General features: G+C 38.4%; 23 protein-coding genes. 3 read left to right on the forward strand and 20 right to left on the reverse strand.

All coding sequences use genetic code 11. From position 1 onward, the window contains the following. Positions 1 to 203: 203 nt before the first annotated feature. Positions 204 to 398 carry a hypothetical protein gene (locus ACFVT8_RS21065; RefSeq protein ID WP_387085118.1) on the reverse strand — a complete coding sequence of 65 codons (195 nt, stop codon included), beginning with the start codon at positions 396 to 398 and terminating at the stop codon, positions 204 to 206. Positions 399 to 658: 260 nt separating this feature from the next. Then, a complete protein-coding gene (locus ACFVT8_RS21070; protein WP_387085116.1) occupies positions 659 to 1,153 on the reverse strand; it encodes a YehS family protein in 495 nt (164 codons plus the stop codon). 207 nt (positions 1,154 to 1,360) lie between these two features. Between ACFVT8_RS21070 and ACFVT8_RS21075 the strand changes: the two genes are divergently transcribed. Then, positions 1,361 to 1,558 carry an alpha/beta-type small acid-soluble spore protein gene (locus ACFVT8_RS21075; protein ID WP_053483023.1) on the forward strand — a complete coding sequence of 66 codons (198 nt, stop codon included), beginning with the start codon at positions 1,361 to 1,363 and terminating at the stop codon, positions 1,556 to 1,558. 62 nt (positions 1,559 to 1,620) lie between these two features. Here the strand turns inward: ACFVT8_RS21075 and ACFVT8_RS21080 are convergent, their stop codons facing one another. Next, positions 1,621 to 2,835, reverse strand: a complete 1,215-nt coding sequence (locus ACFVT8_RS21080; RefSeq protein WP_387085113.1) for an MFS transporter — start codon at positions 2,833 to 2,835, stop codon at positions 1,621 to 1,623. Positions 2,836 to 3,479: 644 nt separating this feature from the next. Between ACFVT8_RS21080 and ACFVT8_RS21085 the strand changes: the two genes are divergently transcribed. Beyond that, the gene (locus ACFVT8_RS21085) at positions 3,480 to 4,403 is read left to right on the forward strand and encodes a GNAT family N-acetyltransferase (RefSeq protein WP_387085111.1); all 924 of its coding nucleotides are present in this window, start codon (positions 3,480 to 3,482) and stop codon (positions 4,401 to 4,403) included. A gap of 51 nt (positions 4,404 to 4,454) precedes the next feature. Here the strand turns inward: ACFVT8_RS21085 and ACFVT8_RS21090 are convergent, their stop codons facing one another. Together ACFVT8_RS21090 and rlmD are read right to left on the reverse strand one after the other, a co-directional pair. Beyond that, a complete protein-coding gene (locus ACFVT8_RS21090) occupies positions 4,455 to 5,423 on the reverse strand; it encodes a tRNA dihydrouridine synthase (protein WP_387085109.1) in 969 nt (322 codons plus the stop codon). A gap of 186 nt (positions 5,424 to 5,609) precedes the next feature. After that, positions 5,610 to 6,974, reverse strand: coding sequence for a 23S rRNA (uracil(1939)-C(5))-methyltransferase RlmD (gene rlmD / locus ACFVT8_RS21095; RefSeq protein WP_387085107.1), 1,365 nt, complete (start codon positions 6,972 to 6,974; stop codon positions 5,610 to 5,612). A 221-nt stretch (positions 6,975 to 7,195) separates the two neighbouring features. On the opposite strand from rlmD, the gene ACFVT8_RS21100 reads away from it, so the two are divergent. After that, positions 7,196 to 7,618, forward strand: a complete 423-nt coding sequence (locus ACFVT8_RS21100; RefSeq protein WP_387085105.1) for a hypothetical protein — start codon at positions 7,196 to 7,198, stop codon at positions 7,616 to 7,618. Between the two features lie 100 nt (positions 7,619 to 7,718). Here ACFVT8_RS21100 and cydS read toward each other — a convergent pair whose 3' ends face one another. The 15 genes from cydS to ACFVT8_RS21175 all read right to left on the reverse strand — a co-directional run bounded on the left by cydS (position 7,719) and on the right by ACFVT8_RS21175 (position 25,807). Then, the gene (cydS, locus tag ACFVT8_RS21105) at positions 7,719 to 7,841 is read right to left on the reverse strand and encodes a cytochrome bd oxidase small subunit CydS family protein (RefSeq protein WP_387085103.1); all 123 of its coding nucleotides are present in this window, start codon (positions 7,839 to 7,841) and stop codon (positions 7,719 to 7,721) included. 13 nt (positions 7,842 to 7,854) lie between these two features. Continuing rightward, positions 7,855 to 8,880 (reverse strand): cytochrome d ubiquinol oxidase subunit II, encoded by a 1,026-nt coding sequence (locus ACFVT8_RS21110; RefSeq protein ID WP_387085101.1) that lies wholly within the window; start codon positions 8,878 to 8,880, stop codon positions 7,855 to 7,857. Further along, a complete protein-coding gene (locus ACFVT8_RS21115; protein WP_387085099.1) occupies positions 8,877 to 10,223 on the reverse strand; it encodes a cytochrome ubiquinol oxidase subunit I in 1,347 nt (448 codons plus the stop codon). The genes ACFVT8_RS21110 and ACFVT8_RS21115 overlap by 4 nt, the downstream gene beginning before the upstream one ends. Positions 10,224 to 10,596: 373 nt before the next feature. Then, the gene (locus ACFVT8_RS21120; RefSeq protein ID WP_387085097.1) at positions 10,597 to 11,511 is read right to left on the reverse strand and encodes a diacylglycerol kinase; all 915 of its coding nucleotides are present in this window, start codon (positions 11,509 to 11,511) and stop codon (positions 10,597 to 10,599) included. Between the two features lie 133 nt (positions 11,512 to 11,644). Beyond that, entirely contained in the window at positions 11,645 to 12,205 is a 561-nt protein-coding gene (locus ACFVT8_RS21125; RefSeq protein WP_387085095.1) for a thioredoxin family protein, read from the reverse strand. 272 nt (positions 12,206 to 12,477) lie between these two features. Further along, positions 12,478 to 13,905, reverse strand: coding sequence for an Asp-tRNA(Asn)/Glu-tRNA(Gln) amidotransferase subunit GatB (gene gatB / locus ACFVT8_RS21130; protein ID WP_387085093.1), 1,428 nt, complete (start codon positions 13,903 to 13,905; stop codon positions 12,478 to 12,480). Position 13,906: 1 nt separating this feature from the next. Further along, the gene (gatA, locus tag ACFVT8_RS21135; protein WP_387085091.1) at positions 13,907 to 15,370 is read right to left on the reverse strand and encodes an Asp-tRNA(Asn)/Glu-tRNA(Gln) amidotransferase subunit GatA; all 1,464 of its coding nucleotides are present in this window, start codon (positions 15,368 to 15,370) and stop codon (positions 13,907 to 13,909) included. Between the two features lie 24 nt (positions 15,371 to 15,394). Beyond that, a complete protein-coding gene (gene gatC / locus ACFVT8_RS21140) occupies positions 15,395 to 15,682 on the reverse strand; it encodes an Asp-tRNA(Asn)/Glu-tRNA(Gln) amidotransferase subunit GatC (protein WP_010857153.1) in 288 nt (95 codons plus the stop codon). A gap of 574 nt (positions 15,683 to 16,256) precedes the next feature. Then, positions 16,257 to 17,390 (reverse strand): CamS family sex pheromone protein, encoded by a 1,134-nt coding sequence (locus ACFVT8_RS21145; RefSeq protein WP_387085088.1) that lies wholly within the window; start codon positions 17,388 to 17,390, stop codon positions 16,257 to 16,259. A 148-nt stretch (positions 17,391 to 17,538) separates the two neighbouring features. Further along, positions 17,539 to 19,542 (reverse strand): NAD-dependent DNA ligase LigA, encoded by a 2,004-nt coding sequence (gene ligA / locus ACFVT8_RS21150; RefSeq protein WP_387085086.1) that lies wholly within the window; start codon positions 19,540 to 19,542, stop codon positions 17,539 to 17,541. 14 nt (positions 19,543 to 19,556) lie between these two features. Then, positions 19,557 to 21,809: a DNA helicase PcrA gene (gene pcrA, locus ACFVT8_RS21155; protein ID WP_387085084.1), complete on the reverse strand. Its 2,253-nt coding sequence runs from the start codon at positions 21,807 to 21,809 to the stop codon at positions 19,557 to 19,559. Positions 21,810 to 21,841: 32 nt separating this feature from the next. Continuing rightward, positions 21,842 to 22,531, reverse strand: a complete 690-nt coding sequence (gene pcrB, locus ACFVT8_RS21160; protein WP_387085082.1) for a heptaprenylglyceryl phosphate synthase — start codon at positions 22,529 to 22,531, stop codon at positions 21,842 to 21,844. 114 nt (positions 22,532 to 22,645) lie between these two features. Further along, positions 22,646 to 22,966 carry a YerC/YecD family TrpR-related protein gene (locus ACFVT8_RS21165; protein WP_004225717.1) on the reverse strand — a complete coding sequence of 107 codons (321 nt, stop codon included), beginning with the start codon at positions 22,964 to 22,966 and terminating at the stop codon, positions 22,646 to 22,648. A gap of 15 nt (positions 22,967 to 22,981) precedes the next feature. Then, entirely contained in the window at positions 22,982 to 24,037 is a 1,056-nt protein-coding gene (locus tag ACFVT8_RS21170; RefSeq protein ID WP_387085080.1) for a DUF3048 domain-containing protein, read from the reverse strand. A gap of 48 nt (positions 24,038 to 24,085) precedes the next feature. Then, positions 24,086 to 25,807: an adenine deaminase C-terminal domain-containing protein gene (locus ACFVT8_RS21175; protein ID WP_387085078.1), complete on the reverse strand. Its 1,722-nt coding sequence runs from the start codon at positions 25,805 to 25,807 to the stop codon at positions 24,086 to 24,088. Positions 25,808 to 25,933 lie beyond the last annotated feature (126 nt).

The raw sequence follows: 25,933 nt of genomic DNA on the forward strand, positions 1-25,933 counted from the left end.
AGTCAATGTTACCAGATTAAAATACACATATTTTTTACTATTTTATTATTAGTATGAAATAGATACTATTACATATTTTTCTCGGCGCGTCCATAATCCTCTTTAAAGCAATTAAAAACAGCTACAACGTAATATTGTAGCTGCTACTATAATTTTGAATAATCAATTACCCCTAAATGATTATTCTTATTAAAGATAGTTATTTATTTTAGTGTCATGTATAAGACTGACGGTATGAAGGATAAAGCAAACATACATGAATACCACATAGATGTACGGCGTAATGAAAAACGAACTTTTTTCTTTTCTGCATAAAAAATGTCTAACATCACTGAAGCAACAACAAGTGGAATAGTAACACATGCGATAGCAACTAATAAAATGTTTAAACTAAACATAAAAGCACCCCTCTGTTCGTGAACATTTATTTTACCTCTTTGTGACAACTTTATGTCAATTTCATTGTACACATTTTGGTCACAAATTGTCAACAACATTCAACTAAGAAAAAATAGCTTTTTGTAGAATATTTTTATCTAAATAGAGATATTTCGTGTAAATCCTCACACAAAAAAGCAACTACAAAATTGTAGTTGCTTTTTAATCCTTAATTCATTACTCTTTACCGAAATTTACTATTGACAATGCATAGAGTGTTTTATTCTCTATATTTATCTGTAAGCCCTCTTAAAAAATTTCTCACAAAGCGATCGCCACATTCTTTATAATTACGATGACTTGGATTTCTTAAGATGGCACCTAATTCGCCTTTAGAAACGTTAACGCCTCCATCATATAAAATATCGAGCATCTCCTCACTCGTTAAGGCTAACGCTATCTTTACTTTCTTTAATAGCATATTATTAGGACTCTCTTTTCCTGAAACAGGTAGTGGTCCTTCCGGCTGACCAGGCTTAGGCTTTTGAGGACCTCGTTTAAATGTAATAAATCCATTTAAAAATGCCTCTATCATTTTATTATTACATTTGATGTATTCTTCTGGTGCTTCTTCCTCATCATTAACTTTAATAAGCATGTTCAATACTTCTTCCTTCGTAAAGTCCATGCCTCCTAGCTGAAATATTTTAACCATATCTGCATTTTTGATATCTAATGCATATCTTAAACGAATTAAAATATCATTGTTCGTCATTTAAAAAACCTCCATTTTAACTGTAAAAGCGCTTCTAACAATTATATCCTCGAAATTGAAGCATTACACTATTATAGCAGAGACATTCACAATTTTAGTTAGTTTTCCAAAAGTTACTTTACTATAGTATTTAGAATGTGCATTTTATTTTTTAACATGTATGATTAGCTAACTCTCGACCATTCTAATCACAAGGAGGTGAGATAAATGGCTAATCGCAGTTCAAACAAGCTTCTAGTTCCTGGTGTACATGAAGCCGTTAATCAATTGAAATATGAAATCGCACAAGAATTCAATGTACAATTAGGGCCAGAAGCCTCTTCTCGTGCAAACGGTTCAGTCGGAGGAGAAATAACAAAACGCCTCGTAGAAATGGCTGAAAAACGTTCAAAAGGTTTATTATAATAATAAATTTCAAAAAAGAACGAATCCCTTTTATTAATTGGAATTCGTTCTTATTTTCATTATTATTTAATTTCAACTGGTTGTAAAGCCTCACTTGTCCCTTTTTTTAAAGTAAGCATCACGATAAAGGAAATGCAATATAAGGCTGCTAAATAGATCATAACGACCGTCATATCATAACTTTGAAGAATATAGCCGACAAAGATTGGTGAAAATCCTCCAATTGCTCTACCGAAGTTAAAAATCGTGTTTGTTGCTGTACTCCGAATTTGCACCGGATAGAAGCTGCTAATTAAAGCTCCATACCCTGCGAACATGCCATTTGAGAAGAAGCCAACAATCGCACCACCTAATAAAATTGCAACACTTCCTGTGGCATAAGAGTATAAAAACACTGCACATGCAGAGGCAAGTAAAAAGATTCCGAAAGCACGCTTTGCACCATATTGATCCATAAATCGTCCAAACGTTAGCATCCCAATAATCATGCCAACTGCTGTACTAATTGTCCAAAGTGCCGAGCTTGAAACTGATAAACCTTGAGATTGCTGCAGCATAGATGGTAACCAAATCATTAAGCCATTGTAACCAGCAATTTGAACAGTTGCCATAACGATTAATGAAATTGTCGTCATCGAAGTTCGAGGCGTTTCAAATAATTGCGCTAACTTCCCTTTTTCATGTTTCTTGTTGATTTTTTTATTTTTCTGAGAAGCCACCCACTCTGGTGATTCCTCAAGATTTTTTCGCACAATGAATGCGAAAATGACAGGTAACACACCGACAAAGAATAAAGCCCTCCATCCTAAAGTTGGAAGAATAACTGCACTTAGTAACGCTGCTAAAATAACTCCGTATTGAGCACCTACACTTACATATGAAGAGGCTCTTCCTTGCTTATTCTTCGGCCAAGCCTCGGCAACAAGAGCCATACCAATACCGTATTCGCCCCCTGCACCAAGACCAGCGATAAATCTATAAATATAAATTTGTTCAATATTTGTTGCCAATCCAGTTAAAGCTGTACCGAGCGCAAACAACAAGACGGTATAAGTAAATACTTTTACTCGTCCATACTTATCAGCTAAAACTCCAAAAATAATACCGCCTAACAGCATGCCTATATTCGTTATGGAAGAAATCAGTCCACCCGTTGCAAAATCAATGTTAAATTCCGAAATAATCATTGTCATCGCAAAGGAAATAAACATAATGTCCATTCCTTCCAACGTTAAACCAGCTACTGACGCGACCACTGTTTTCTTACGATAATCCATTCTTACGATCCTCCAGTTTCTTGTTAGTTAAAAACTCTTCTAGCCTATTTGAGGGAATGGATATCACAATTCTTTTCCATTCTCTTTTGAAGCCTCACAGGACTTCCTTTAAAAGAGATATTAATTAGCAAAATAAAAGCCCTTTTGTCACAGAGGACAAAAAGGGCGTGCGAAAACAAAGATATTGTTAGCTTAAAAAATATCATGTAGCCCTTTTCAGCCTCTCTGGACCGCATTAAAGGAAATTTATTTCGTTCATTTATATCGTTCTACATTCTATAAGATTATGATTGAAAAGGCAATGCTTTATAGTTAAAAAAATTACCCCAGCACTTAAAAAGTTGAGATATGAGTCTTCATTTTCCTCTCTATTCAAAAATTCTTCAGGCTATACAACAGTATCCCCATAGCGCTCAAAGTTCTCTTGAATAAGCATAAGTTTGTATATAGTTAGTTCTCCTTTTAGGCAATGGGTAACACTATTTTAGAAAGAGTTATTTAAAGAATCAAACTTAGGAACACAAAATACCCTGTTACATATAATACCATTTTATAGCATAAAATATTAAATAGTATTTATACAGGGAACTCGCATAGTAATCTTCTAAATTGCGAAATTCTCTACTAATGAGAGGAGTATTATTTTGAGCCAATCATCAACAGAAATTTTCATTCGAAACTTCGAACAAGGAGATATGCCTTTACTTGGCGAGTTGTACCGATCCATAACAGCAAAAGAGAACGCGACATTTTGGTGGGTCGGGGACGAAGATAATTGGAGTAACGTTTACTGCGCATTTGAAGATGGGAAGATGGTCGCAAAGGGGCAAGTTAGCATTATTAACGTTGTACCTCCTGGTCGTTCAAAAGAAAACAATCACTCCATATACGTTAATCTTAAAACCATTTCTGAAAGAGAACATGACATGGCTTTGCTCGACAAAGTCTATCAATATCTTTTCACAAGAGCAAAGCAATTAAAGGACACTTTGCCTAAAGAATACGGAACAATACTTTGTGTTGGTAATGATTCAGAAGAAACAGCTAACAATCAGTTTTTTGTTCAAAAAGGATACCTTCCTCTGAATAGTTTATATCGCATGAATCGAGATTTGAATACACCGATTTATGATTTAAAACTACAAGAAGAGTTTCAATTCTCATACTGGAACATGGAGACATCCAGCGAAGAAAATGATTATCTTGATATAGAGGCTGAAATTTGGCCTGACACTCCCCTTGGTCTTAATAGGCTAACTGAATACAAGAATAACAAGCTTTGGACATCCATGGTCATACGTCAAACAGACACTATTGTTGGCGGACTGATGACATGGCAAGAAGAAGATTACGGTGTAATAGAGGACGTTTTTGTCCGTGAACCATGGAGGAAGCGCGGGATTGCCAAGTTTTCGCTTACACAGGCTTTGAAATATCTTAAGTCTCATCAGCTACAAAAAGCTACTCTCATGGTATTAACTACAAATAAATCAGCCTTAACTCTATACGAATCTGTTGGCTTTTATACGGATAAAGAAGAGATAAGATACTTTACAAAACTGAATTAGGCAACAAAAAAGAGGGGTTCATTGCCCCTCTTGTCTATTTACCGTCCTTCGTCAATCCACATTGTTTGATTCGAAGTTATCAAGCAATACACGCACTTCATCTGTTGACTTCGTGTTCATCAATTGATTTCTTAATTCACCAGCTCCACGGAACCCTTTGACATAAATTTTGAAAAAGCGATGCAGCCCCGAGATTGAACGTGGCAGTACCTCCGCATATTGATCTTGAAGATCAAGCTGCAGTCTTAAAAGATCAAGGTACTCTTTACTGCTATGCTCTTTTGGCTCTTTTTCAAAGGCAAAAGGATTTTTAAAAATACCTCGCCCAATCATAACGCCATCAATGCCATATTGTTCAGCGAGCTGCTGCCCAGTTTGACGGTCAGGAATGTCTCCATTGATTGTTAGTAACGTATTTGGTGCGATACGGTCACGTAATTTTTTGATTTCCGGAATTAGCTCCCAATGCGCATCTACTTGGCTCATTTCCTTTCTTGTACGTAAATGAATAGAAAGATTCGCAATATCCTGTTTTAAAATATGCGTAAGCCACTCCTCCCACTCATTTACCTCTTTAAAGCCAAGTCGTGTTTTCACGCTGACAGGCAGTCCGCCCGCTTTTGCTGCTTGAATAAGTTCTGCCGCAACGTCTGGACGCAAAATAAGGCCACTCCCTTTTCCTCTCGATGCCACATTCGGTACAGGACAGCCCATATTAATATCGATGCCTTTAAATCCTAGCTCTGCCATGCCAATACTCATTTGACGGAAATATTCGGGATTATCCCCCCAAATATGTGCCACCATAGGCTGTTCATCTTCTGTAAAAATCAAACGGCCACGCACACTTTTCATGCCCTCTGGATGACAATAGCTATCTGAGTTAGTAAACTCTGTGAAAAATACATCCGGTCGACCCGCTTCACTTACTACGTGACGAAAAACAACATCTGTCACATCTTCCATTGGTGCAAGTACAAAAAATGGTCGTGGTAAATCACGCCAAAAATTATCTATCATTTAAAACTCAATTCCTCTCACTATCGATACATCTTCAAACTCTTGGTCAAATAATATAAAGCCAAATGTTCCACTTCTTTTACACTTATATCACGCTAAATGACTTATTATCAAACACAAGTACATTAACGAAAATCGCAAAAAAGCAGATGGTATAGATTTTTTCTATATCAGCTGCTTTTTCTATTATCCCAACTCCAACAACGCTACCGCTTCACAATGTGTCGAATGCGGGAACATGTCTACAGGCTGAATCTCTTGCGTTTGATAGCCCCCATCCTCCAAAATTCTAAGGTCACGTGCTAATGTAGCTGGATTACAGGACACATAAACAACGCGCTTAGGACGTTGCTCTAAAATTGTCTTTAGAAGTGCTTCGTCACAACCTTTTCGTGGTGGGTCTACTACTAAAACATCCGCTTCTTTGCCTTCCTTATACCAGCGTGGAATTACTTCCTCTGCTGGGCCTGCCTCAAAATACGTATTAGTAAAACCATTTAATTCTGCATTGCGCTTCGCATCTTCAATAGCTTGCGGTACAATTTCAACACCCATAACAGCCTTTGCTTTTTGTGCAAGGAATAATGAAATTGTCCCTATACCACAGTAAGCATCAATTACTCGTTCATCACCCTGCAGGTCAGCGTAGTCTAATGCTTGTTTGTATAGAACTTCCGTTTGCTGAGGATTTACTTGATAAAATGAACGAGCTGAAATTTCAAAGCGCACATCGCCAATCGTATCAATAATAACGTCTTTGCCCCACAGGCTTACAGTTTCATCACCGAAAATAACGTTCGTTTTGTCGCTGTTAACGTTTTGCATAATGGACGTTACATTCGGGACAAGCCTCTGGATTGTCGCAACAGTAGCTTCTTTTTGCGGGAATTTTTTCTTTTTAGTTACAAGAACAACCATAACTTCACCAGTTGCTCGTGCTTTACGAATGACTACATGACGTAGCATTCCCTCATGTGTTTCCTCGTTATATGGTCGAATACCGATTGCTGCTAATTCCTTTTTCAAACCTACAAGAATAGCGTCCGCTTCCCCTGTCTGAATTAAACAACGCTCCATATCCACAATGCTATGAGACTTCGTTTTATAGAAGCCTGCAATTGCTTGTCCTGCTTCATTTGAAGAGAAAGGTATTTGTGCTTTATTACGGTAATGCCAAGGCTCTTCCATGCCTTTCACGGGTAAAACAGGTGCATCAATTTTACCAATGCGCTGCATGACATTACGTACCATGTTTTCTTTCCATTTTAATTGCCCTTCATAAGATAGATGCTGTAATTGGCAGCCGCCACATTGCTTGAAATATTCACAAGGCGCATCTACTCGATCTGGTGATGGTTTTAGAATTTCTAGAACCTTCGCAAAGCCGTAATTTTTTAATGTTTTTAAAACATGTACTTCCGCCGTTTCATTAGGAAGTGCACCTTGGATAAATAATGGATAGCCATCGACCTTTGCGACGCCATTGCCATCATGCGTTAAATCTTCTATATAAACTGTTAGTCGGTCATTCTTTTTCACGGGTGCTGACATTCGTACATCCTCCATTTCAATCTCTTTATTGTAGCATGTTGTGGCGGATGAAAAAAGAACAAGGCTTAATATTAACTGCTCGGGTGTGTTGAGGAAATGATCGGGTCTGCTCTCAAACTGCTCGGGTAGGCCAAGAATGGGATCCGCTTTCACTCCAAACTGCTCAGGTTAGACCAAAAAGTGATCCACTTTCATTCCAAACTGCTCGGGTTGACCAAAAAGTGATCCGCTCTCCTCCCAAACTGCTCGGGATAGACCAAAAAGTGATCCGCTTTCACTCCAAACTGCTCAGGTTAGACCAAAAAGTGATCCGCTTTCCTCCCAAACTGATCGGGTTAGACCAAAAAGTGATCCGCTTTCACTCCAAACTGCTCAGGTTAGACCAAAAAGTGATCCGCTTTCCTCCCAAACTGCTCGGGTTAGACCAAAAAGTGATCCGCTTTCCTCCCAAACTGCTCAGGTTAGACCAAAAAGTGATCCGCTCTCCTCACAAACTGCTCAGGTTAGACCAAAAAGTGATCCGCTCTCCTCCCAAACTGCTCGGGTTAGACCAAAAAGTGATCCGCTTTCACTCCAAACTGCTCAGGTTAGACCAAAAAGTGATCCACTTTCATTCCAAACTGCTCAGTTTGCGCCAAAGATGATTCGCTCTCACTCCAAACTGATCAAAAAGTAATCTGCTCTGCTTACCCGAATACCCTAACAAATACACCTTCCCCTTTACACGAGTAGAAAAAAGAGCCGCTATTCGCGACTCTTTTCCTCTTTCCTCACTGTGTGGTAATCTCTAGGTGCCCACCAGAAAGTAGCGACTATACCTAGGATGACGACTATAAATGGCGCATAAAAAATTAAAAAACTTGTCATAGTTGTATCCCTCCTATGCGTGATTGTCTTCTTTTCCTGTCACATAATTCTTGTTGAAAAGGAATAATTTCAACAACAAGAACAGTGATGGAATAAGCAAACAAAGTCCTAAAATAAACGCAATGACGAGTGCAATCGCCATTTGTGTACTTGTAAAGCTATCGTAAATTGTTAAATACGGATACAGTAAATATGGATATTGCGCGATACCATATGCAAAAAACGCCACTGCGAATTGGGCGATTAATAAACTAACCGCAAGACCGTAATTTTTCCTCATCCATATTAACACTACAGTAATAATAAACAGCACAGCTGATATGGCAAACATCCACCATAAATTAACCATGTGATCATAAATTTCAGGGTTGATAAACTTCATTTCGTACATAATGCCGAGCGCACTCACCATTAAAGGCAACGCCCAAGCAAGTGCGTATTTTCGCATTAAATTTGTTGCTTGTTTATCTTTCGCTTTGTGAGCGTACCAAGTTAAAAACACGGCTGAAATATAAAGTACTGCTGCGATGCTCAACACGACAATACTCCAAGCAAACGGGCTCGTATACAACGTCCAATAGTTCAAGACAGGTTGCCCATCAATAATATCAACATAGCCACCAGCAGCAATCGCGAATACAACTGAAAGTGAAGCTGGAATAAGTAAACCTGCTATACCATACGTCAACGTGTAACCAATATGTCCACGTGCGCCATATGATTCAAATGCATAGTAGGAGCCTCGTATTGCAAGGAGCACTAGCGAAATACTAACTGGGACAAGTAAAATGGTTCCATAGTAGAAAGCTGTTTGTGGGAAAAATCCAACAATCCCCACAAAGAAGAATACTAAAAAGACATTGGTTACTTCCCAAACAGGTGATAAATAACGCTTAATAATATTCGTTAAAATATGATTTTTTCCGATGAGTAGGCTGTAGGCATTAAAAAAGCCTGCCCCAAAATCGATTGAAGCTACAATGACATAGCCAAATAGGAAAATCCATAAAACTGAAATACCTAAAATCTCTAATGTCATAAGATGTCACCGCCTTTTTCAGCATGGCGATCTTCTATTTCTCGCTCAATTGGATTCTTTTTGAACATACGAATTAAAACCACTATACTTCCTACTGCTAATACTGCATACACACCTGTAAATAATAGCATCATTAAATCCACATGGTCACTCGTTGTGGCCCCTTCTGGTGTTCGCATTAATCCATATAAGATCCAAGGCTGTCGTCCAACTTCAGCAAGCCACCATCCTGCTTCAATCGCAATAATGGAAAGTGGTCCACCTGCAACAACAATCCATCTAAACCAACGTCTATGAATAAACTGCCAATCACGTGCTTTCCCGCATACATAAAGCAGTGAAACTAATGCCATAAACATGCCAATAAACACCATGAGATCAAAGAGGTAATGAATATATAGAGGTGGTCGATCTTCTTTAGCAAATTGATCTAAGCCAATTACCTCTGCATTTGGATTATTATGTGCTAAAATACTCAAAGCATAAGGTACTTTAATAGCATATTTAACTTCTTCACCATCTAATACACCTAGTAGTATTAGGGAAGCTTTATCTCCAGTTTCAAAATGCCACTCAGCTGCAGCTAGTTTTTCTGGCTGATATTCAGCTAAATACTTACCTGAAAAGTCTCCAATAATCGCTGCTGCAATGGAGAAAATCAGACCAATCTTCATAAGTAAGTATAAAGATTTTTTATGGTATACATGCTTAGAACCTCTAAGTAATCGGTATCCTGCAATAGACGCTAACACAAATGCGGACGTCATATAAGCTGTAACGAGAACATGCGCTACCTTTGTCGGCATTGCTGGATTAAACATTGCTAAAAAAGGTTGAATATTCACAAGCTGTCCGTCCACAATATCAAAACCTTGTGGCGCGTTCATAAACGCATTGACAATTGTTATAAACACAGCTGACATCGAAGCGCCGACAGCTACTGGAATTAACAGTAGCATATGCTTCTTCTGACTATCGAAGCGATCCCAAGTATATAGGTAGATGCCTAGAAAGATGGCTTCAAAGAAAAACGCAAACGTTTCCATAAAAAGTGGTAAAGCAATTGTCTGACCGGCAAGCTGCATAAAATTCGGCCATAGTAAAGACAACTGTAAGCCAATTGCTGTCCCTGTAACAACACCGACTGCAACTGTAATAACAAAACCTCGTGCCCAACGTCTTGCCATTAAAATATAGTGTTCATCATTCTTTTTATACCCAGTCCATTGTGCGATCATAATCATTAATGGGACACCAACACCAATCGTTGCATAAATAATATGGAACGATAAAGTTAGCTCCGTTAATGCTCTACTCCAAAAGACTGCTGATTCATTCACCATTTCATTGCCCCCCTAACCTCCAAATATTCTTCCAAGTATGGAAAGTAGCATAATAATTGCAACACCAAAGCTTAGCCAAATGAGCTTTCTTTCCTGTGACTTATACAAAGGCAACACTTCCTTTCCCTTATCTATACCCCATTTTCCACTATTGCAACGAAAAAAACCTTTATAATGGACCGGAATTTCGGCCTATTATAAAGGTTTCAAATTTTGTTCAAGTATTATACTCACATTTGCCAAACATTTTTCTTAATTCATTCACAATACCAATTATAGGGGAATATTTAGCTCTATATATGGGGCTTTTACCGATTTTGCCCACAAAACAAGGCACCCTCCTAAATTGAGAGCGCCCTGTTCTAATATTTCATTAAATACGGTCTTCCTCACGAATATCTTCTAGTGGAACAAAAATTTCAATATGACGCTTTAAGTTTTCAAATGTAGCAGGTGCATCTCCACCATACTCACCATCTAAGTTTAAATGTATTTCATCTTCAGTAGATACTTTTACGACACTTGCCTTTTTATAAATCACACGATCATCATTCAAATGCTCGCCTCTTAATGCCATTGCGGCAAGCTGAATAAATTCAGGCAGGCTTACTTTTTTCAATACTAATAAAGTAAAGTAGCCATCATTAATACTTGCGTCGGGTGCAAGCTTTTCAAAACCACCCACTGAATTTGTTAAGCCGCATAAAAACATCATGGCATCCCCGTCAAACACTTCGCCATCATATTCGATACGCATATGAGAAGCTTTGATCGACGGGATCATTTCTACTGCTTTTACGTAATAAGCTAGCTGTCCTAGCATTGTTTTCATTTTACTCGGCACTTCGTAAGTTAACTCTGTAATACGTCCGCCAGCGGCAATATTGATGAAATAGCGTTCCCCATTTAATAAACCAACATCAACCGGCAACGTTTCACCTTTAATAATGATGTCAACGGCAGCTTCAATATTTCGGGGAATATGCACGGCACGGGCAAAGTCATTCGTTGTGCCCATCGGAATTAACCCTACTTTCGGGCGGTTCTCAAATGAACTCACACCTGAAACAACTTCATTTAATGTGCCATCTCCACCAACTGCAATGATTATATCAAAGCCACGTTCAACTGCATTTTTTGCTGCAATGGTTGCATCGCCTTCACAAGTTGTTGCGTGACAAGATGTCTCATAGCCTGCTACCTCTAATTTTGCCAGTACTTCTGGTAGATGCTTTTTAAACGCTTCACGCCCAGATGTAGGATTATAAATGATTCTTGCTCGTTTCATAACATACCTTCCTGCTTCATAAGATTCTATTTCTTTCAACGAATTATTCGTTTAAATGTTGCATTAAGCTTCCAATAATCAACAAAAACAAGGCTCGTCCTCATTCTCTGACATGTAGCCTTAGGATTTGCAATTATTGCAATGCAGCTGTTACTTGCTTTTTAAAATCCTCATAAACAAATGTCCAATATGATTTATTCGTAATATTCTCTTCACGAATTTCTGCATATAGCGCTTTTTGTGCATCTTCAAATGTAGGATCTTCTTTATCCGGTAAAGTAGCTCGTTTACTCACTACTAGTTCCTGTAATTCTGGTGCACGCGGACCCCATTTTCCAACAACCTGACCAGTTTCATCTAATAAAACATAAACCGGAATTGCACGGCCACCGTTTGTTAAATAGCGATCAATTAAATCTGTATCAGCATCGCGAAGTACTGCGCGCATTTCTAAACCTGCTGCCTCTGCAACCCGGCGAATAATTGGATTGTTTAACATTGCGTCTCCGCACCAATCCTCAGTAATTGTTAAAATTTTTGGTTTCTTGTCCTTCAGTAGCTCGATAAAGCCATCGTTTAATGGCACTTCGAAGCCATCATAAATACGGAAGCTCTCCTCTTTTAACGTCGTCATATTATCCATATATTGTTGAATCGAAATCGCATCATCGAAATATTGTTGTTCAGTTTTCATTGATTGACCTCCTAAAGTTATATCATGTTCTATATTATATTTTGCTATGAATACTCTTTGAAGACAACTATTAAGTGCTAATTTGGTATTTTTTAGTCATATCATCATAAATAAAATATCGCATCTGACCCTTTGAACTGCCTTTTGACACTTTGCTTGTCAAGGTATTTATCTTGTAGAGATACCCCAAAGAGCCTTTTGTATGTATTCATTTTTAAAATAAAAAGCCAAGAAAACGAATTTGCTCTCTTGGCCTTCTATTGCAATTGCAATTAACGTTTTGCAATCTCTTGTTGTAATAATTTGTTGACCATTGGTGGGTTCGCTTGACCTTTAGTAGCTTTCATAATTTGGCCAACTAAGAAGCCGATAGCGCGATCCTTACCGTTTTTAAAGTCTTCGATTGATTGTGCATTGTTGTCTAGAACTTCTGTAACGATAGCAAGTAATGCACCTTCATCAGAAATTTGAACTAAACCTTTTGCTTTAACGATTTCTGCTGCGGAACCGCCTTTTTCTACTAATTCAGTAAATACTTTTTTACCGATTTTAGAAGAAATTGTACCGTCAGTGATTAACTTCACCATTTCTGCAAGGTTTTCTGGCGTTAATGCAGTATCTTTAAGGTCTTTTTGTTCTGCATTTAGGTATGCAGAAACATCACCCATAAGCCAGTTTGCTGAAAGCTTTGGATCTGCACCTTTAACTACCATAGCCTCGAAGAAGTCTGAGATTTCTTTTGAAATAACAAGAACCCCTGCATCATATGGTGTTAAGCCTAATTCATCAACATAGCGTTTTTTTCGAGCATCTGGAAGTTCAGGAATTTCTGATTTTACTCGCTCTAACCATTCATCAGAGATCGATAGACGAACTAAATCTGGCTCTGGGAAGTAGCGGTAATCATCTGTTCCTTCTTTCACACGCATAAGAATTGTTTTACCTGTTTTTTCATCAAAGCGACGAGTTTCTTGATCAATTACCCCACCTGAAAGAAGGACATCAGCTTGGCGTAATTCCTCGTGCTCAATCCCACGGCGAACATAGTTGAAAGAGTTAAGGTTTTTAAGCTCTGTCTTTGTACCAAATTCTTCTTGGCCGTATGGACGAATTGAAATGTTGGCATCACAACGTAGTGAACCTTCTTCCATTTTACAGTCAGATACATCTGTATATTGGATAATTGATTTTAATTTTTCTAGGTAAGCATACGCTTCGTTTGCTGTACGGATATCTGGCTCAGAAACGATTTCTACAAGTGGTGTACCTTGACGGTTAAAGTCAACTAAAGAGTGGTCACCAGCGTGAGAAAGCTTCCCTGCATCTTCTTCCATATGAAGACGCGTAATACCGATACGTTTTGTATAGCCGTCAACCTCGATATCAATCCAGCCATTTTTACCGATTGGCTTATCGAATTGAGAAATTTGATAAGCTTTCGGATTATCTGGATAGAAGTAGTTTTTACGGTCAAATTTTGTTTCTTGTTCGATTTCCATATTAAGTGCAAGTGCTGCACGCATTGCGAAATCAACAACATTTTTATTTAGTACTGGCAGAACACCAGGATAACCTAAATCGATTACTGTAGTATTTGTATTTGGTTCAGCACCGAAATGCGCTGGTGCTGGTGAGAAGATTTTTGAGTTCGTTTTTAACTCAACGTGTACTTCTAAACCAATGACTGTTTCAAAGTTCATGTTATTTTCCCTCCCAAATTTGAGGAACTTGTTTATGGAACTCCGTTGCTTGTTCAAAAGCATGAGCTACACGGTAAATTGTTGCTTCATCGAAATATTTACCGATAATTTGTAAGCCTAATGGCAGTTCATTTTCAAAACCACATGGAATTGAAATGGCTGGCACACCAGCTAAGTTCATAGGAATCGTTAAAATATCATTTGCATACATCGTCATTGGATCATCAACGTTTTCACCAATTTTAAATGCTGGTGTTGGAGAAGTTGGTCCAATGATTACGTCAAAGTCTTCAAATACTTTGTCGTAGTCTGCTTTGATAAGTGTACGTGCTTGTTGAGCTTTTTTGTAGTAAGCATCATACGTACCTGCGCTTAGTGAGTAAGTACCAAGCATGATACGACGTTTTACTTCATCGCCAAAGCCTTGTGCACGAGTTTCTTTATAAAGGTCCATCAAATTATTAACATTTTCTGCACGGAAACCATAACGGATACCGTCAAAACGAGAAAGGTTAGAAGACGCTTCTGAAGAAGAAAGAATATAGTATGCTGCAAGTGCATATTTCGAATGAGGAAGTGATACTTCTTCTACAGTAGCACCTAAGCCTTTTAATACTTCTAATGCATCAAGCACTGATTGACGTGCCGCTTCGCCCACACCTTCACCAAGGAATTCTTTTGGTACAGCGATACGTAAGCCTTTTACGTCACCTGTAAGGGCTGCTGCGTAGTTTGGTACTTCTACGTCTGCAGAAGTTGAATCGTTTGAATCTAATCCTGCAATTGCTTCAAGTAAAAGAGCGTTGTCTTCTACATTACGAGTAATTGGCCCGATTTGATCTAAAGAAGATGCAAAAGCAACTAGACCAAAGCGAGATACACGACCATATGTAGGCTTCATTCCTACAACACCGCAATAAGCAGCTGGTTGACGGATTGAACCACCTGTATCAGAACCAAGTGAAAATGGAACTTCACCTGCTGCAACTGCTGCTGCAGACGCACCTGAAGATCCACCCGGTACGTGGTTTAAGTTCCATGGATTTTTTGTAGTTTTATAGTATGAGTTTTCATTTGAAGAACCCATTGCAAACTCGTCCATGTTTAATTTACCGATAGTGACCATACCAGCTTCACGTAGCTTTTTAACTACTGTTGCATCGTAAATTGGCATAAAGCCTTCTAGAATTTTAGAAGCACAAGTTGTTTCTAAACCTTCTGTAACGATGTTGTCTTTAACACCGATAGGAAGACCGAAAAGTGGTCCACGCTCTTCAAATGGCACTTTGTCCATTTCTGCTGCTTGTGCAGTTGCTTTTTCTTCGTTTGAAGCAAGGAAAGCTTGTACATCGCCGTCAAGCTTAGCCACACGTTCGAATGCTTCTTTTGTTAAATCAGCGATTGTTAGGTTACCCGCTTTAATGTCAGCTTGTAGCTCCTTTGCTGAACGTTCAAATAACGTCATGAGGAATCCTCCTATGTTTTAGTATTACATGATAGCTGGTACTTTTACTTGACCATCTTCTTGTTCTTTTACGTTTAACATCATTACTTCACGATCTAAACCTTTTGTTGCCACATCTTCACGCATTACGTTTACTAGTGGTAAAACATGAGTTGTTGGTTCAACATTCGTTGTATCTAACTCGTTTAATTGCTCTGCGAAGTCCGTAATTTTACCAAGCTGTTCAGCAAATTTCTCTGCTTCCTCTTCAGTAATTGCAAGACGTGCTAAATTTGCAACGTGCTTAACTTCTTCTTTTGTTAATTTTGCCATTTTTCACACCTCCGAATACTCATTCCATTCATTGTTTTTATCGATAACAATAGGGTTGGATAAAGTTAACCATGCAAATAATCATAACATTTTTCATTTTAAAAATCACAACTTTCACCAAAAATAAAGAAACTTTCACTACTATGACGAAGTGTCGACTTTACGGACTAATAGACTTCGCTTTTCAGGAGTAAGGCGGCTGTGCTTTCTTTTATTTGTCGGGCCGGGGAAGCTATCCGTCGTTTCGATGGCTCTTTCCGTCGCTCCAAGGATACTTTCCGTCGCTTTCGCTCTTCTTTCCGTCACTTCGACGAAGCTTTCAGTCGCCCTTTTTTCTTTCCGTCGATTCGAAGACTTGATCCGTCGCTCCGAGGAATCTTTCCGTCGCTTTCGTTCTTCTATCCGTCACTTCGGCGGAGCTTTCCGTCGCCTTTTTTTCTTTCCGTCGATTCGAAGACTCTATCCATCACTCTAAAGAGTCTATCCATCATTCTGATTAATTCTTCTGACGAATATTATCGAATCTCATTTTTCTTCCACAAAAAAATATAGTCAGCACGAGGCTGACTATAAATTAATAGATATGGACGTATGGTTCCTTTTCGTTGGCATTCTTTACGATTAACGCCTCTGGACCGTTAATTGAGGTAATATTTACTTCAACATTGATGTTATCAAATTGATTGATAAGAACACCTGTTAAATATTGAGTAAAGCCTATAATTTCAAGCTTGCCAAAGAATTGGATTGGTACTTCAATCGTTAGCTTTTGGATTTTTTTATTTTGATAGAAGCCTGTTCCTATTACACTAGTATAGTTAGAAAAGTATTTATCTACATCTTGTTTAAAATACTTAAAGCTATTGCTAACATCTCGGTATACATCTTGTGATTCACTCGTTGGGAACAGTACATATTCTTCATCATTAGCTTTCCAATCAGATACGTCGTTTTGTCCTGCTTTTGCTACGCCATAACTAAAATACGTTCCTGGAATAATGTCATTGCGAGCCTTTTGTTTAAATAAGCCTACTACAATCGGTATATCTTTCAATTCATCACGAGTTCTTAGGCGAGACACGATTTCAGCAGCCATCTTCTTTCCTTGCTCAACAAGTTTTGCCTCTGGAATTGGTTGCTCAAAGTAATCTCCATACTTTTCTTTTTGATAGTAATAAATAGAGTTTAAGGCAAGTCCTATCGATATACCGCCTAATTTTACTTTGTTATCACTAGTTTTTGTTAAATAATTTTGCTCAACAATATGTGATAAATAGATTGGAGCCTTTGTTGCACGTTCTTCTGCAGGCATTGAGTCCGTCGTTGGAGGATTTAAACCCTCCTTCTTTTGTGAACTTCGTGCAAGCCAATCTGACACTGTACTTTCCGCTAAATATTGCCCTTCTTGGAAGAAGTAGTTTTCTGTGTCAAACTCATTTTGAGAAAGACGCATTAAACCTGTTTCTACTTCCTTCATATCATATTTCGTAAAGATATTTGAAACTACTAATCCTCTGCTAGCACTTGGTTTATAAGGTGTTAGCGTTCTATAATATGATTCATCAATTTGTATGCTTGGAATTATCGTTGTTTCCGCTTTTTCCTGTTGCGTATCCTGTGTAAGCTCTGTTTCCTTCTTATCAGAAGGTACACAGCCGACTAGCATTGCAGCAGCGACAATTGCTGGAATGAGTCGAAATGACTTCATTATTTTTGTACTCCTTTACTGAAAATCAAATTTCTGCTCGACGAATTGTTCATACTTCTACCTGTGGACAGAAGGAGACATTTATAAAATGCCTCTACATTCCACCAAGTGGCTAGGACAATTCATCATACTTATCTATTATCCATTATTAGACGAGGTTTAGTTGCTCAATCAGGCTGTCTTCATTCCAAACTTCAATACCTAACTGCTCGGCTTTTGTTAGTTTAGAACCTGCATCTGTTCCTGCAATAACAAGGTCAGTTTTTTTGCTGACACTGCCTGTAACAATACCACCTAACTCTTCTATTTTCGCCTTTGCTTCGTTACGTGTCAATTGCTCAAGTTTACCAGTTAATACGATTGTTTTACCTGCAAAAGGATTATCCCCTGCAGTTACCTCGACCTTTTTACCTTTATACGTCATATTGACGCCTACTTCAGAAAGGCGCCCAATGACTGCACGTGCATCCTCATTTGAAAAATACTCGACAAGCGATGAAGCCATTTTATCGCCAATTTCATGGATCGCCACTAGTTGCTCCTCTGTTGCTGCCATTACCGCTTCCATCGTTCCAAACTCCTCTGAAACGATTTTTGCTGCCTTTTCACCAACATGGCGTATACCTAATCCAATTAGTAGACGCTCCATCGAATTTTCCTTGGAAGCCTGAATAGCACTGACTAAATTCGTCGCTGATTTTTCTCCCATACGCTCAAGCTCGACAAGCTGTTCTACAGTTAAGTGATACAAATCAGAGATATCATGAATTAAATCTGCACGTAATAATTGCTCAACGACTTTATCACCGAGACCGTCAATATTCATAGCATTACGCGATACAAAATATTTAATGCTCTCAGCAATTTGTGCAAAGCATGCAGGATTTACACAGCGTAATGCAACTTCTCCTTCAATACGAACAAGTTCGCTCTCACAAACCGGACAATTTTCAGGCATTATATATGGCACTGAGTTCTCAGGGCGCTGCTCCAGTATTACACCTACAACTTGAGGAATAATGTCTCCGGCTTTTCGGATAATGACTGTATCTCCTAGTCGGATATCTTTATCTCGAATTAAATCCTCATTGTGTAATGATGCACGTTGTACTGTCGTACCTGCCACTTGAACAGGCGATAGAATAGCAGTAGGTGTAACAACACCTGTACGCCCAACCGTTAAATCAATATCAAGTAATGTTGTCACTACTTCCTCAGCAGGGAACTTATAAGCAATTGCCCAACGTGGACTCTTTGCCGTATAGCCAAGTTCATCCTGCTGTGCGTAGCGATCCACCTTAATAACAATACCGTCAATTTCATAGGCTAAATTCGGACGATTTTCAGTCCATTTTTCGATAAAGGCTAGTACATCTTCAATCGTTGAGCAGCGTTGACGCTCTTTATTTGATGGGAAACCTAGTCCTTCTAAATAATCGAGCATCTCTGCGTGGCCGTCAATACCATATGCCTCACCATCTCCCCCAATTGCATAAATAAAGGTTGATAGTTGACGACTCGCTGCTATTTTAGGATCTAACTGACGTAAAGAGCCGGCAGCCGCATTTCGTGGATTAGCGAATAATTCCTCTCCATTTTCAGCACGTAGAGTATTTAATTTTTCAAATGATTTTTTAGGCATATACGCCTCACCACGTACTTCAATTGTAAGTGGTTCCTTTAATCGGAGAGGGATTGCTCGAATCGTTTTTAAATTTGCTGTAATATCTTCCCCTACAACACCGTCTCCTCGCGTTGCTCCTTGTACAAAAACACCATTTTCGTATTTTAATGAAATGGCAAGACCATCAATTTTCAGCTCACAAACATAGGAAAAGTTATCACCGATTGCTTGGCGCACTTTACGGTCAAATTCACGTAAATCTTCTTCATTAAAAGCATTTGATAGACTTAGCATCGGGTAATCGTGAGTCACTTTTTTAAAGCCTTCTACCACTGCTCCGCCAACACGCTGTGTCGGTGAATCTGGGTAAATGAGTGACGGATTCTCTTCCTCTAATGCAATAAGCTCATGTAATAATTGGTCATAAACACTATCTGCTACGACAGGGTTATCCAACACGTAATAGGCATGACCGTATTCGTGTAATAATTTATTTAACTCCACAACGCGCTGTTCAATTTCGTTCATTTAAGTTCCTCCGCTTACCCTTTTTCAATAGGTGCAAATTGTGCCAGTAATCGCTTAATACCAATAGGTTGTGGGAAGGCAATGTCTAGCTCTGTACTATCACCCTCACCTTTTACACTAACAACCATACCCGTTCCCCATTTTTTATGGATCGCTTTGTCTCCAGCCTTCCAGCCAAATTGGTCTCCACCAGTTGTTTGTAAGCGAGATGTTGCAGGCTGTGTTTTCTGAACCGCTCCAAGTGTACGTTTTTGATAGCCACCTGCAGAACGATTACTAGAGGCAAACGGAACCTCAGGCTTCGAACCACCTTTGGATATTGATTCTGTAATATCTTCCGAAATTTCACCTAAGAAACGTGACACATTGTTGTAGCTAGAACGACCAAAAATCGTACGACTTTGTGCACTCGTTAAATATAAACGTTCCTCTGCACGTGTTATACCTACATATGCTAGACGACGTTCTTCTTCCATTTCATCCACGTCATCGAGTGAACGAGAATGCGGGAAGATATTTTCTTCCATTCCGATGATAAAGACGATAGGGAATTCTAAGCCCTTTGCGGCATGCATCGTCATTAAAATAATGTTGCCCTTCGATGTGTCGTCTTTATCGAGTGCATCAATATCTGCAATTAACGCTAAATCAGTTAAAAAGGCAATTAAGCTCTTATCCTCACTGCGCTCTTCAAAAGCCTTAGTTACTGATAAAAACTCTTCAATGTTTTCTAAGCGACTTTCCGCTTCAATTGTCTTTTCGTTTTGAAGCATTGAACGATAACCAGATTTATCAATGACCTGCTCTACAATTTCTGTCACCGATAAATATTCTTGCATCTCTGTAAAGCCTTTAATCATTGCATAAAATTGCTCAGCTGAATTAGCAGCCTTCCCTGTAAGACCCATGAACACAAGATCATTCATTGCATCAAAAATAGAGCGGTCTTGTTCAATCGCATAGCGCGCCATTTTTTCAAAGGAAGTTGCACCTATACTACGCTTCGGCTCATTAATAATACGTGCAAGTGATAAATCATCATCGTTATTGGCAATAAGGCGCAAATAGGCAAGTAAATCCTTAATCTCTTTACGATCATAGAACTTAGTACCGCCAACTATTTGATAAGCCATATTAGACTTAACAAGCACTTCCTCCATCACACGAGACTGAGCATTTGTACGATAGAGTATCGCAAAGTCATCGAACGTACGATTTTCTTTTTGAATAAGCTGTTGAATTGTTTGAACAACAAATTGCGCTTCCTCTTGCTCGTTATACGCTTTGTACAATACGATTTTTTCACCTTCTGCATTTTCTGTACGCAGTTCTTTTGGATAACGTGTTGTATTATTTTGAATGACGTCATTTGCCGCTTGTAGGATGCGTTTTGTTGAACGATAATTTTGCTCAAGCATAATGGCCTTAGCATTTGGATAATCCTTTTCAAATGAAAGAATATTGCCAATGTCCGCACCACGCCAACGATAAATCGATTGGTCTGAATCACCTACAACACAAATATTTTTGAATTTCTTCGCAAGTAGCTGAACGAGTAAATATTGAGATTTATTCGTATCTTGATATTCATCTACATGAATATATTGGAATTTATTTTGATAATATTCAAGCACTTCTGGTACACGCTTAAATAATGTAATAGTTGTCATAATTAAATCATCAAAATCGAGGGATTGATTGCGGCGTAGTCTTTTTTCATAACCTTTATAAACACGGGCAATCGTTTTTTCGTAAGGATTATTTTCATTGATTTGACCTGCATAATCGTCCGCAGTTTTACATTCGTTTTTTGCTGAACTAATCGCATTTAAAATCGCACGAGGTTCAAAACGTTTAGTGTCCAGATTTTCATCCTTCATAACATTTTTAATAACGGATAGCTGATCAGTAGAATCTAAAATTGAAAAGTTACGTGATATCCCAAGCTGATCAATATTGCGTCGTAAAATACGCACACACATTGAGTGGAATGTCGATACCCACATACTATCGCCAGTTCCGTTACCTAGTATGCCATCTATACGCTCACGCATTTCACGTGCAGCCTTATTTGTAAATGTGATAGCTAAAATCTTTGATGGGTATACTTCTTTTTCGATTACTAAGTATGCTATACGATGTGTCAATACTCGTGTCTTCCCTGATCCAGCACCCGCCATAATTAGAAGCGGTCCCTCAGTTGTTTTAACCGCATTTTCCTGCTCAGGGTTCATACCTGCTAATAAGTTTTTCGTTAACTGCTCCATTCCGCACCGCCTTACAAACATTTGTTCTTACATTATATATTATTTTTTACAGCCTTAACAGTCGCAAGTGCAGCTTTTAAATCTTCGTAAATAATATTACCAACTACCACTGTATCTGCATATTTTGCCATTTCTGCTGCTTGCTGAGCAGATGTAATGCCGCCACCGTAAAACAGTCGCGTATTTTTTAGTTCATTTTTCACAGCACTTACAACTTCAATATCTCCATACGTACCGCTATACTCTACATAAAATACAGGTAGTCTAAAGAAATTTTCAGCCATACGCGCGTAGGCAACAACATCATCAATAGATAAATCCGTTTTCGCATTCGTTACTTCCGCTACTTTACAATTCGGGTTTAAAATACAATAACCTTCAGCGACTAATTCATCCCAGACCATAATATCTCCATATTCTTTAATTGCTTCATGGTGTAGATTCTTAATCCACTTTGGATCATCACTATTCAACACGGTTGGAATGAAATAATAGTCATAGCCCGGTGTTACTGAATCAATCGCAGAAATTTCAAGCGCTATTGGTACTTCAAAGCGTCTTACACGAACAAGTAAATCTAATACACCATCTAAAGTTACACCGTCTGTTCCGCCAACTATAATAACATCTGTACCTGATTCACAAATTTTTTCTAGTGCCTCATCTGAAATATCTTTAGCTGGATCTAACTTGAACACATGTCTCCATTCTAAATAATCCATCTATTTTACCACCTATCATTTTCTATCTATTCGTTTACAAGTATAGCTTATGACTGTCTACAAAAAAATGAAAAAGACTGGGTAAAAACTCTACCCAGCCAGCCTCTTTACCTACTATTCTTTTGGTGCTTGAAACGGCTTTTCATCTGGATACAAACGACCTAACATTTCATCATATGTATCATTCCCATAATCAAAGCAACGACGCACACGCGAAATAGTCGCTGTACTTGCACCTGTTTCCTTTTTAATGGATTCGTAGGTTTTCTTTAAACGTAGTAAATGCGCAACCTCAAAGCGTTGTGCCAGCGATTGAATTTCACTAATCGTACATAAATCATCGAAAAATTTATAACATTCTTCGATATCTTTCAGCTCTAACACTGCTTTAAATAATTGATCTGTTTGATGCCCTCGAATTTTTTCGATTTGCATGCAATCTTCCTCCCTTTAAGGCTGCGTTTTCACCATTGCTTGTAACCCTGGTGAAGTTGGTATGAAATTTACCCAAGACTTCCCTGGTACTAGCTTTACAAGCTCCCCAGACTCTTCTACAGCCGTTGGTATTCCATCAATATTAGCCCATTTGACTTCTCTCATAAAGCCATTTTGACATACATACGCATTTCCACCAGAAGTCAAATCAATTTCTTGGCGCCCCTCATTATCAATCGTTCGATGTTTCATTTCAAAAAATAGAACATTTGAAAATGATAATGTGTCACCTGTTAACATATCCTTTGTGTCAACGCCAGCCGATTGTCGTCCATAACGATTACTTTGCTTATCATACAAATACGAATTATGGAAATACTCACTATTTCCGTAGTAAATGTCAACTCGACTTGTTTCATTGCCTATTTTACCACGTTCATCGGGTTCATAAAAAGCCTCTTGTACTTTTTCACGGTAACTCATTGAAGCGCCCACTTTTTTCGCTCCATTTAATATATTTTCAGACGTAATATACGAGTTGTGTGGAGCAACACGGTCTTTTGAACGTTTAAAAAGTGTGCCATCATAATCCATACCGTTTATATTGTCGACTACATTATTAGTAAGCATCGATTTTGCCTCTGGGCTATAGCCATGTGCTACGTAAAATGCATCATAACCTTTCGCAAGATCGACAAAATAAGATCGAGCACTACGAACTGGCCCCACATTTTCTGGCAGTTCACTTTGATAAACTGCTAAAAGACGCGTAACATTGCCTTCTGCCAGCATTTCATAAATGATATCTGCCGCTTCTAATCCTGATTGCGGACGTGCTTTTGGATGATTATTAACGGTAACAATAATTGGTCGTTGCGTAATCTCTTCTTTAACAGATTCACCTGTTAACGGAGCAACATACGCCGCTTCTTTAACAGGCTCTTCAATAGCAGTTCCATCGTCAACCTTGCTCGTATCATCTTCCTTCACTTCCGACGAATCTTTTGAACATCCTCCTATCAATAAGGTGCTAAAAGCCATTGCGATAAATAGTTTCTTCGATTTGAACACAAACATTACTCTCCTTTTTCAATTACATCTACCATAGGGAAACTTCTATTAGCGCATCACTGCTGGTAATAATAACTTATTCTTCATAACATCAAAAATCCCTTTTGGTGTTATACGGATATATGGTAAATGTGTCGATTGTAAGAATAGTAAGGAATAAATTGCGTCTCCTAAGTGGTAACCGCGTTCCGCTAATGCTTGCTTTAAGTATTTCTCTTTTTCTGCTAGCTCTTTAACATCACCATCATATAATAGACCGCCAATTGTTAAAGGAATATTAGCAATTACTTCACCTTTTTCAACAAGTACAATACCACCACGCATTGCCTTCATTTCTTCAAAAGCTTTGATCATATCGTCTTTATTTTTCCCGATCAGTAAAATATCGCCTGTATTTGAATAAGATGAGGCAAAGCCTTGAACACTAGTAGCAAAACCTTTAATCATCGTGTTAACATGCCAATTGCCATCTCTATTAATAAGCATTAAATAGCATTCATCATGATCTGCAAGTTGCCCTTCTCTAGTAATTAAAGAGTTATACGGTTTCGTAATAACATCATTTACTAACTCAATTCCAAAGGGCATCGAGAATTGAAAATCGTGAGACGTTAATGAAAAATCTAAGTCAAATGCAGGGAACGCTGAATAGTCAATTGTAGCAAGTCTTTGTACTTGCTCTCCATTGCGTTTTAACCAAACACCCTTCGATAGTACGCTCTCAGGAACTGGGTGCCATTCATCTTGTAAAATATTTAGTGAAGCAAATCGACCCGTTGCGATAAAGCCATGTAAATTGGACATATTATAATAACACGCCACATTATAGGAAGCCATTTGATAAGCATCTATTGGTGCTACTCCTGCATCTAAGGCCACTTGAATACATTTATCCATCACACCATCCTCATGAAAAGAAGGTGGCGAGCCATCTGTTGTCATCATTAAATGGTCAAAAATAGGTAGCTCTTTTTCGACTATTCCCTTTAATAGATGTGGTAAGTCTGGACGGATTGAAGAATGACGAAGCGTTACTGCATATCCTTGCATAATACGTCGCTCTACTTCTTCCACTGTCATAGCCTCATGATCACCATCTGCACCAAGTAGCTTCATACGCGCTAAAGTTCGCTCAGATGCACCAGGGAAGTGCCCTTCTATTTTTTTACCTTTGCCCTTAGCCATTTGCATGCGATAGAGCATTTGGTCATCTCCATGTAACAACTTTGGCCATCCGGTTAATTCCCCTCCAAGTAAAACATCCTCTCGCTCTAGCCATTCTAAAATGGACGTATTAGAAAAAATCTCTTCCTCCTGATCCATTTCAGTTTGCGAATCAAAACGAGTCCACCAATAAAATGAAAACGGTAGCTCTTTCAAATTATTTAATATTGAAAACGCTTTCTTATTTTCTAAAGATAAAACGAAGCTTAAATTATCTGAAATAAAAGTTGTAGTTCCTAGCTGTCCACAAAAATCAGCAAAAGATTGTGGATGGTATAGCTGGAACGGATGAACATGTGGCTCAATATATCCTGGTACAATTGTTTTATTCGTACAATCGACCACCTCTGTCCCTTCTAATAACGGAGGCATTCTATCACCAGCATAGACAATACGATCTCCTAAAATCCAAATGTTCCCTACTATCCACTGTTTGAGCATGCTATGTAAATAACGTGCGTTCTTTAAGACAATATCAGGTGCTTTTTTCCCATCAATTACAGCTAATTGTTGGCGTAATTCTGTAATTTTCCATACTGGATCCATGCTATTCGCTCCTTCCTAAATTACGTAAAATTTCATTGTGTAAATCCTACATGAAATCACATACTACTACTGCATAAACGCTTTTTTTCATAAAATTAGTGCTTTATGCAATCATCTTGTTTCAAT

The sequence above is a fragment of the Lysinibacillus sp. NPDC058147 genome (genome assembly GCF_042884205.1).
In the GTDB taxonomy this organism is placed as follows: domain Bacteria; phylum Bacillota; class Bacilli; order Bacillales_A; family Planococcaceae; genus Lysinibacillus.

Excerpts from the sequence above, each read along its gene's own strand:
- ligA (WP_387085086.1), bottom strand. The coding sequence starts at position 19,542 with ATGAACGAAATTGAACAGCGCGTTGTGGAGTTAAATAAATTATTACAC.
- gatB (WP_387085093.1), bottom strand. The coding sequence starts at position 13,905 with ATGAACTTTGAAACAGTCATTGGTTTAGAAGTACACGTTGAGTTAAAA.
- ACFVT8_RS21065 (WP_387085118.1), bottom strand. The coding sequence starts at position 398 with ATGTTTAGTTTAAACATTTTATTAGTTGCTATCGCATGTGTTACTATT.
- rlmD (WP_387085107.1), bottom strand. The coding sequence starts at position 6,974 with ATGTCAGCACCCGTGAAAAAGAATGACCGACTAACAGTTTATATAGAA.
- gatA (WP_387085091.1), bottom strand. The coding sequence starts at position 15,370 with ATGACGTTATTTGAACGTTCAGCAAAGGAGCTACAAGCTGACATTAAA.
- ACFVT8_RS21110 (WP_387085101.1), bottom strand. The coding sequence starts at position 8,880 with ATGACATTAGAGATTTTAGGTATTTCAGTTTTATGGATTTTCCTATTT.
- ACFVT8_RS21145 (WP_387085088.1), bottom strand. The coding sequence starts at position 17,390 with ATGAAGTCATTTCGACTCATTCCAGCAATTGTCGCTGCTGCAATGCTA.
- ACFVT8_RS21120 (WP_387085097.1), bottom strand. The coding sequence starts at position 11,511 with ATGAAACGAGCAAGAATCATTTATAATCCTACATCTGGGCGTGAAGCG.
- ACFVT8_RS21165 (WP_004225717.1), bottom strand. The coding sequence starts at position 22,966 with ATGCAAATCGAAAAAATTCGAGGGCATCAAACAGATCAATTATTTAAA.
- ACFVT8_RS21075 (WP_053483023.1), top strand. The coding sequence starts at position 1,361 with ATGGCTAATCGCAGTTCAAACAAGCTTCTAGTTCCTGGTGTACATGAA.
- ACFVT8_RS21070 (WP_387085116.1), bottom strand. The coding sequence starts at position 1,153 with ATGACGAACAATGATATTTTAATTCGTTTAAGATATGCATTAGATATC.
- ACFVT8_RS21080 (WP_387085113.1), bottom strand. The coding sequence starts at position 2,835 with ATGGATTATCGTAAGAAAACAGTGGTCGCGTCAGTAGCTGGTTTAACG.
- cydS (WP_387085103.1), bottom strand. The coding sequence starts at position 7,841 with ATGACAAGTTTTTTAATTTTTTATGCGCCATTTATAGTCGTCATCCTA.
- ACFVT8_RS21115 (WP_387085099.1), bottom strand. The coding sequence starts at position 10,223 with ATGGTGAATGAATCAGCAGTCTTTTGGAGTAGAGCATTAACGGAGCTA.
- pcrB (WP_387085082.1), bottom strand. The coding sequence starts at position 22,531 with ATGGATTATTTAGAATGGAGACATGTGTTCAAGTTAGATCCAGCTAAA.
- ACFVT8_RS21175 (WP_387085078.1), bottom strand. The coding sequence starts at position 25,807 with ATGGATCCAGTATGGAAAATTACAGAATTACGCCAACAATTAGCTGTA.
- gatC (WP_010857153.1), bottom strand. The coding sequence starts at position 15,682 with ATGGCAAAATTAACAAAAGAAGAAGTTAAGCACGTTGCAAATTTAGCA.
- ACFVT8_RS21090 (WP_387085109.1), bottom strand. The coding sequence starts at position 5,423 with ATGATAGATAATTTTTGGCGTGATTTACCACGACCATTTTTTGTACTT.
- pcrA (WP_387085084.1), bottom strand. The coding sequence starts at position 21,809 with ATGGAGCAGTTAACGAAAAACTTATTAGCAGGTATGAACCCTGAGCAG.
- ACFVT8_RS21125 (WP_387085095.1), bottom strand. The coding sequence starts at position 12,205 with ATGAAAACTGAACAACAATATTTCGATGATGCGATTTCGATTCAACAA.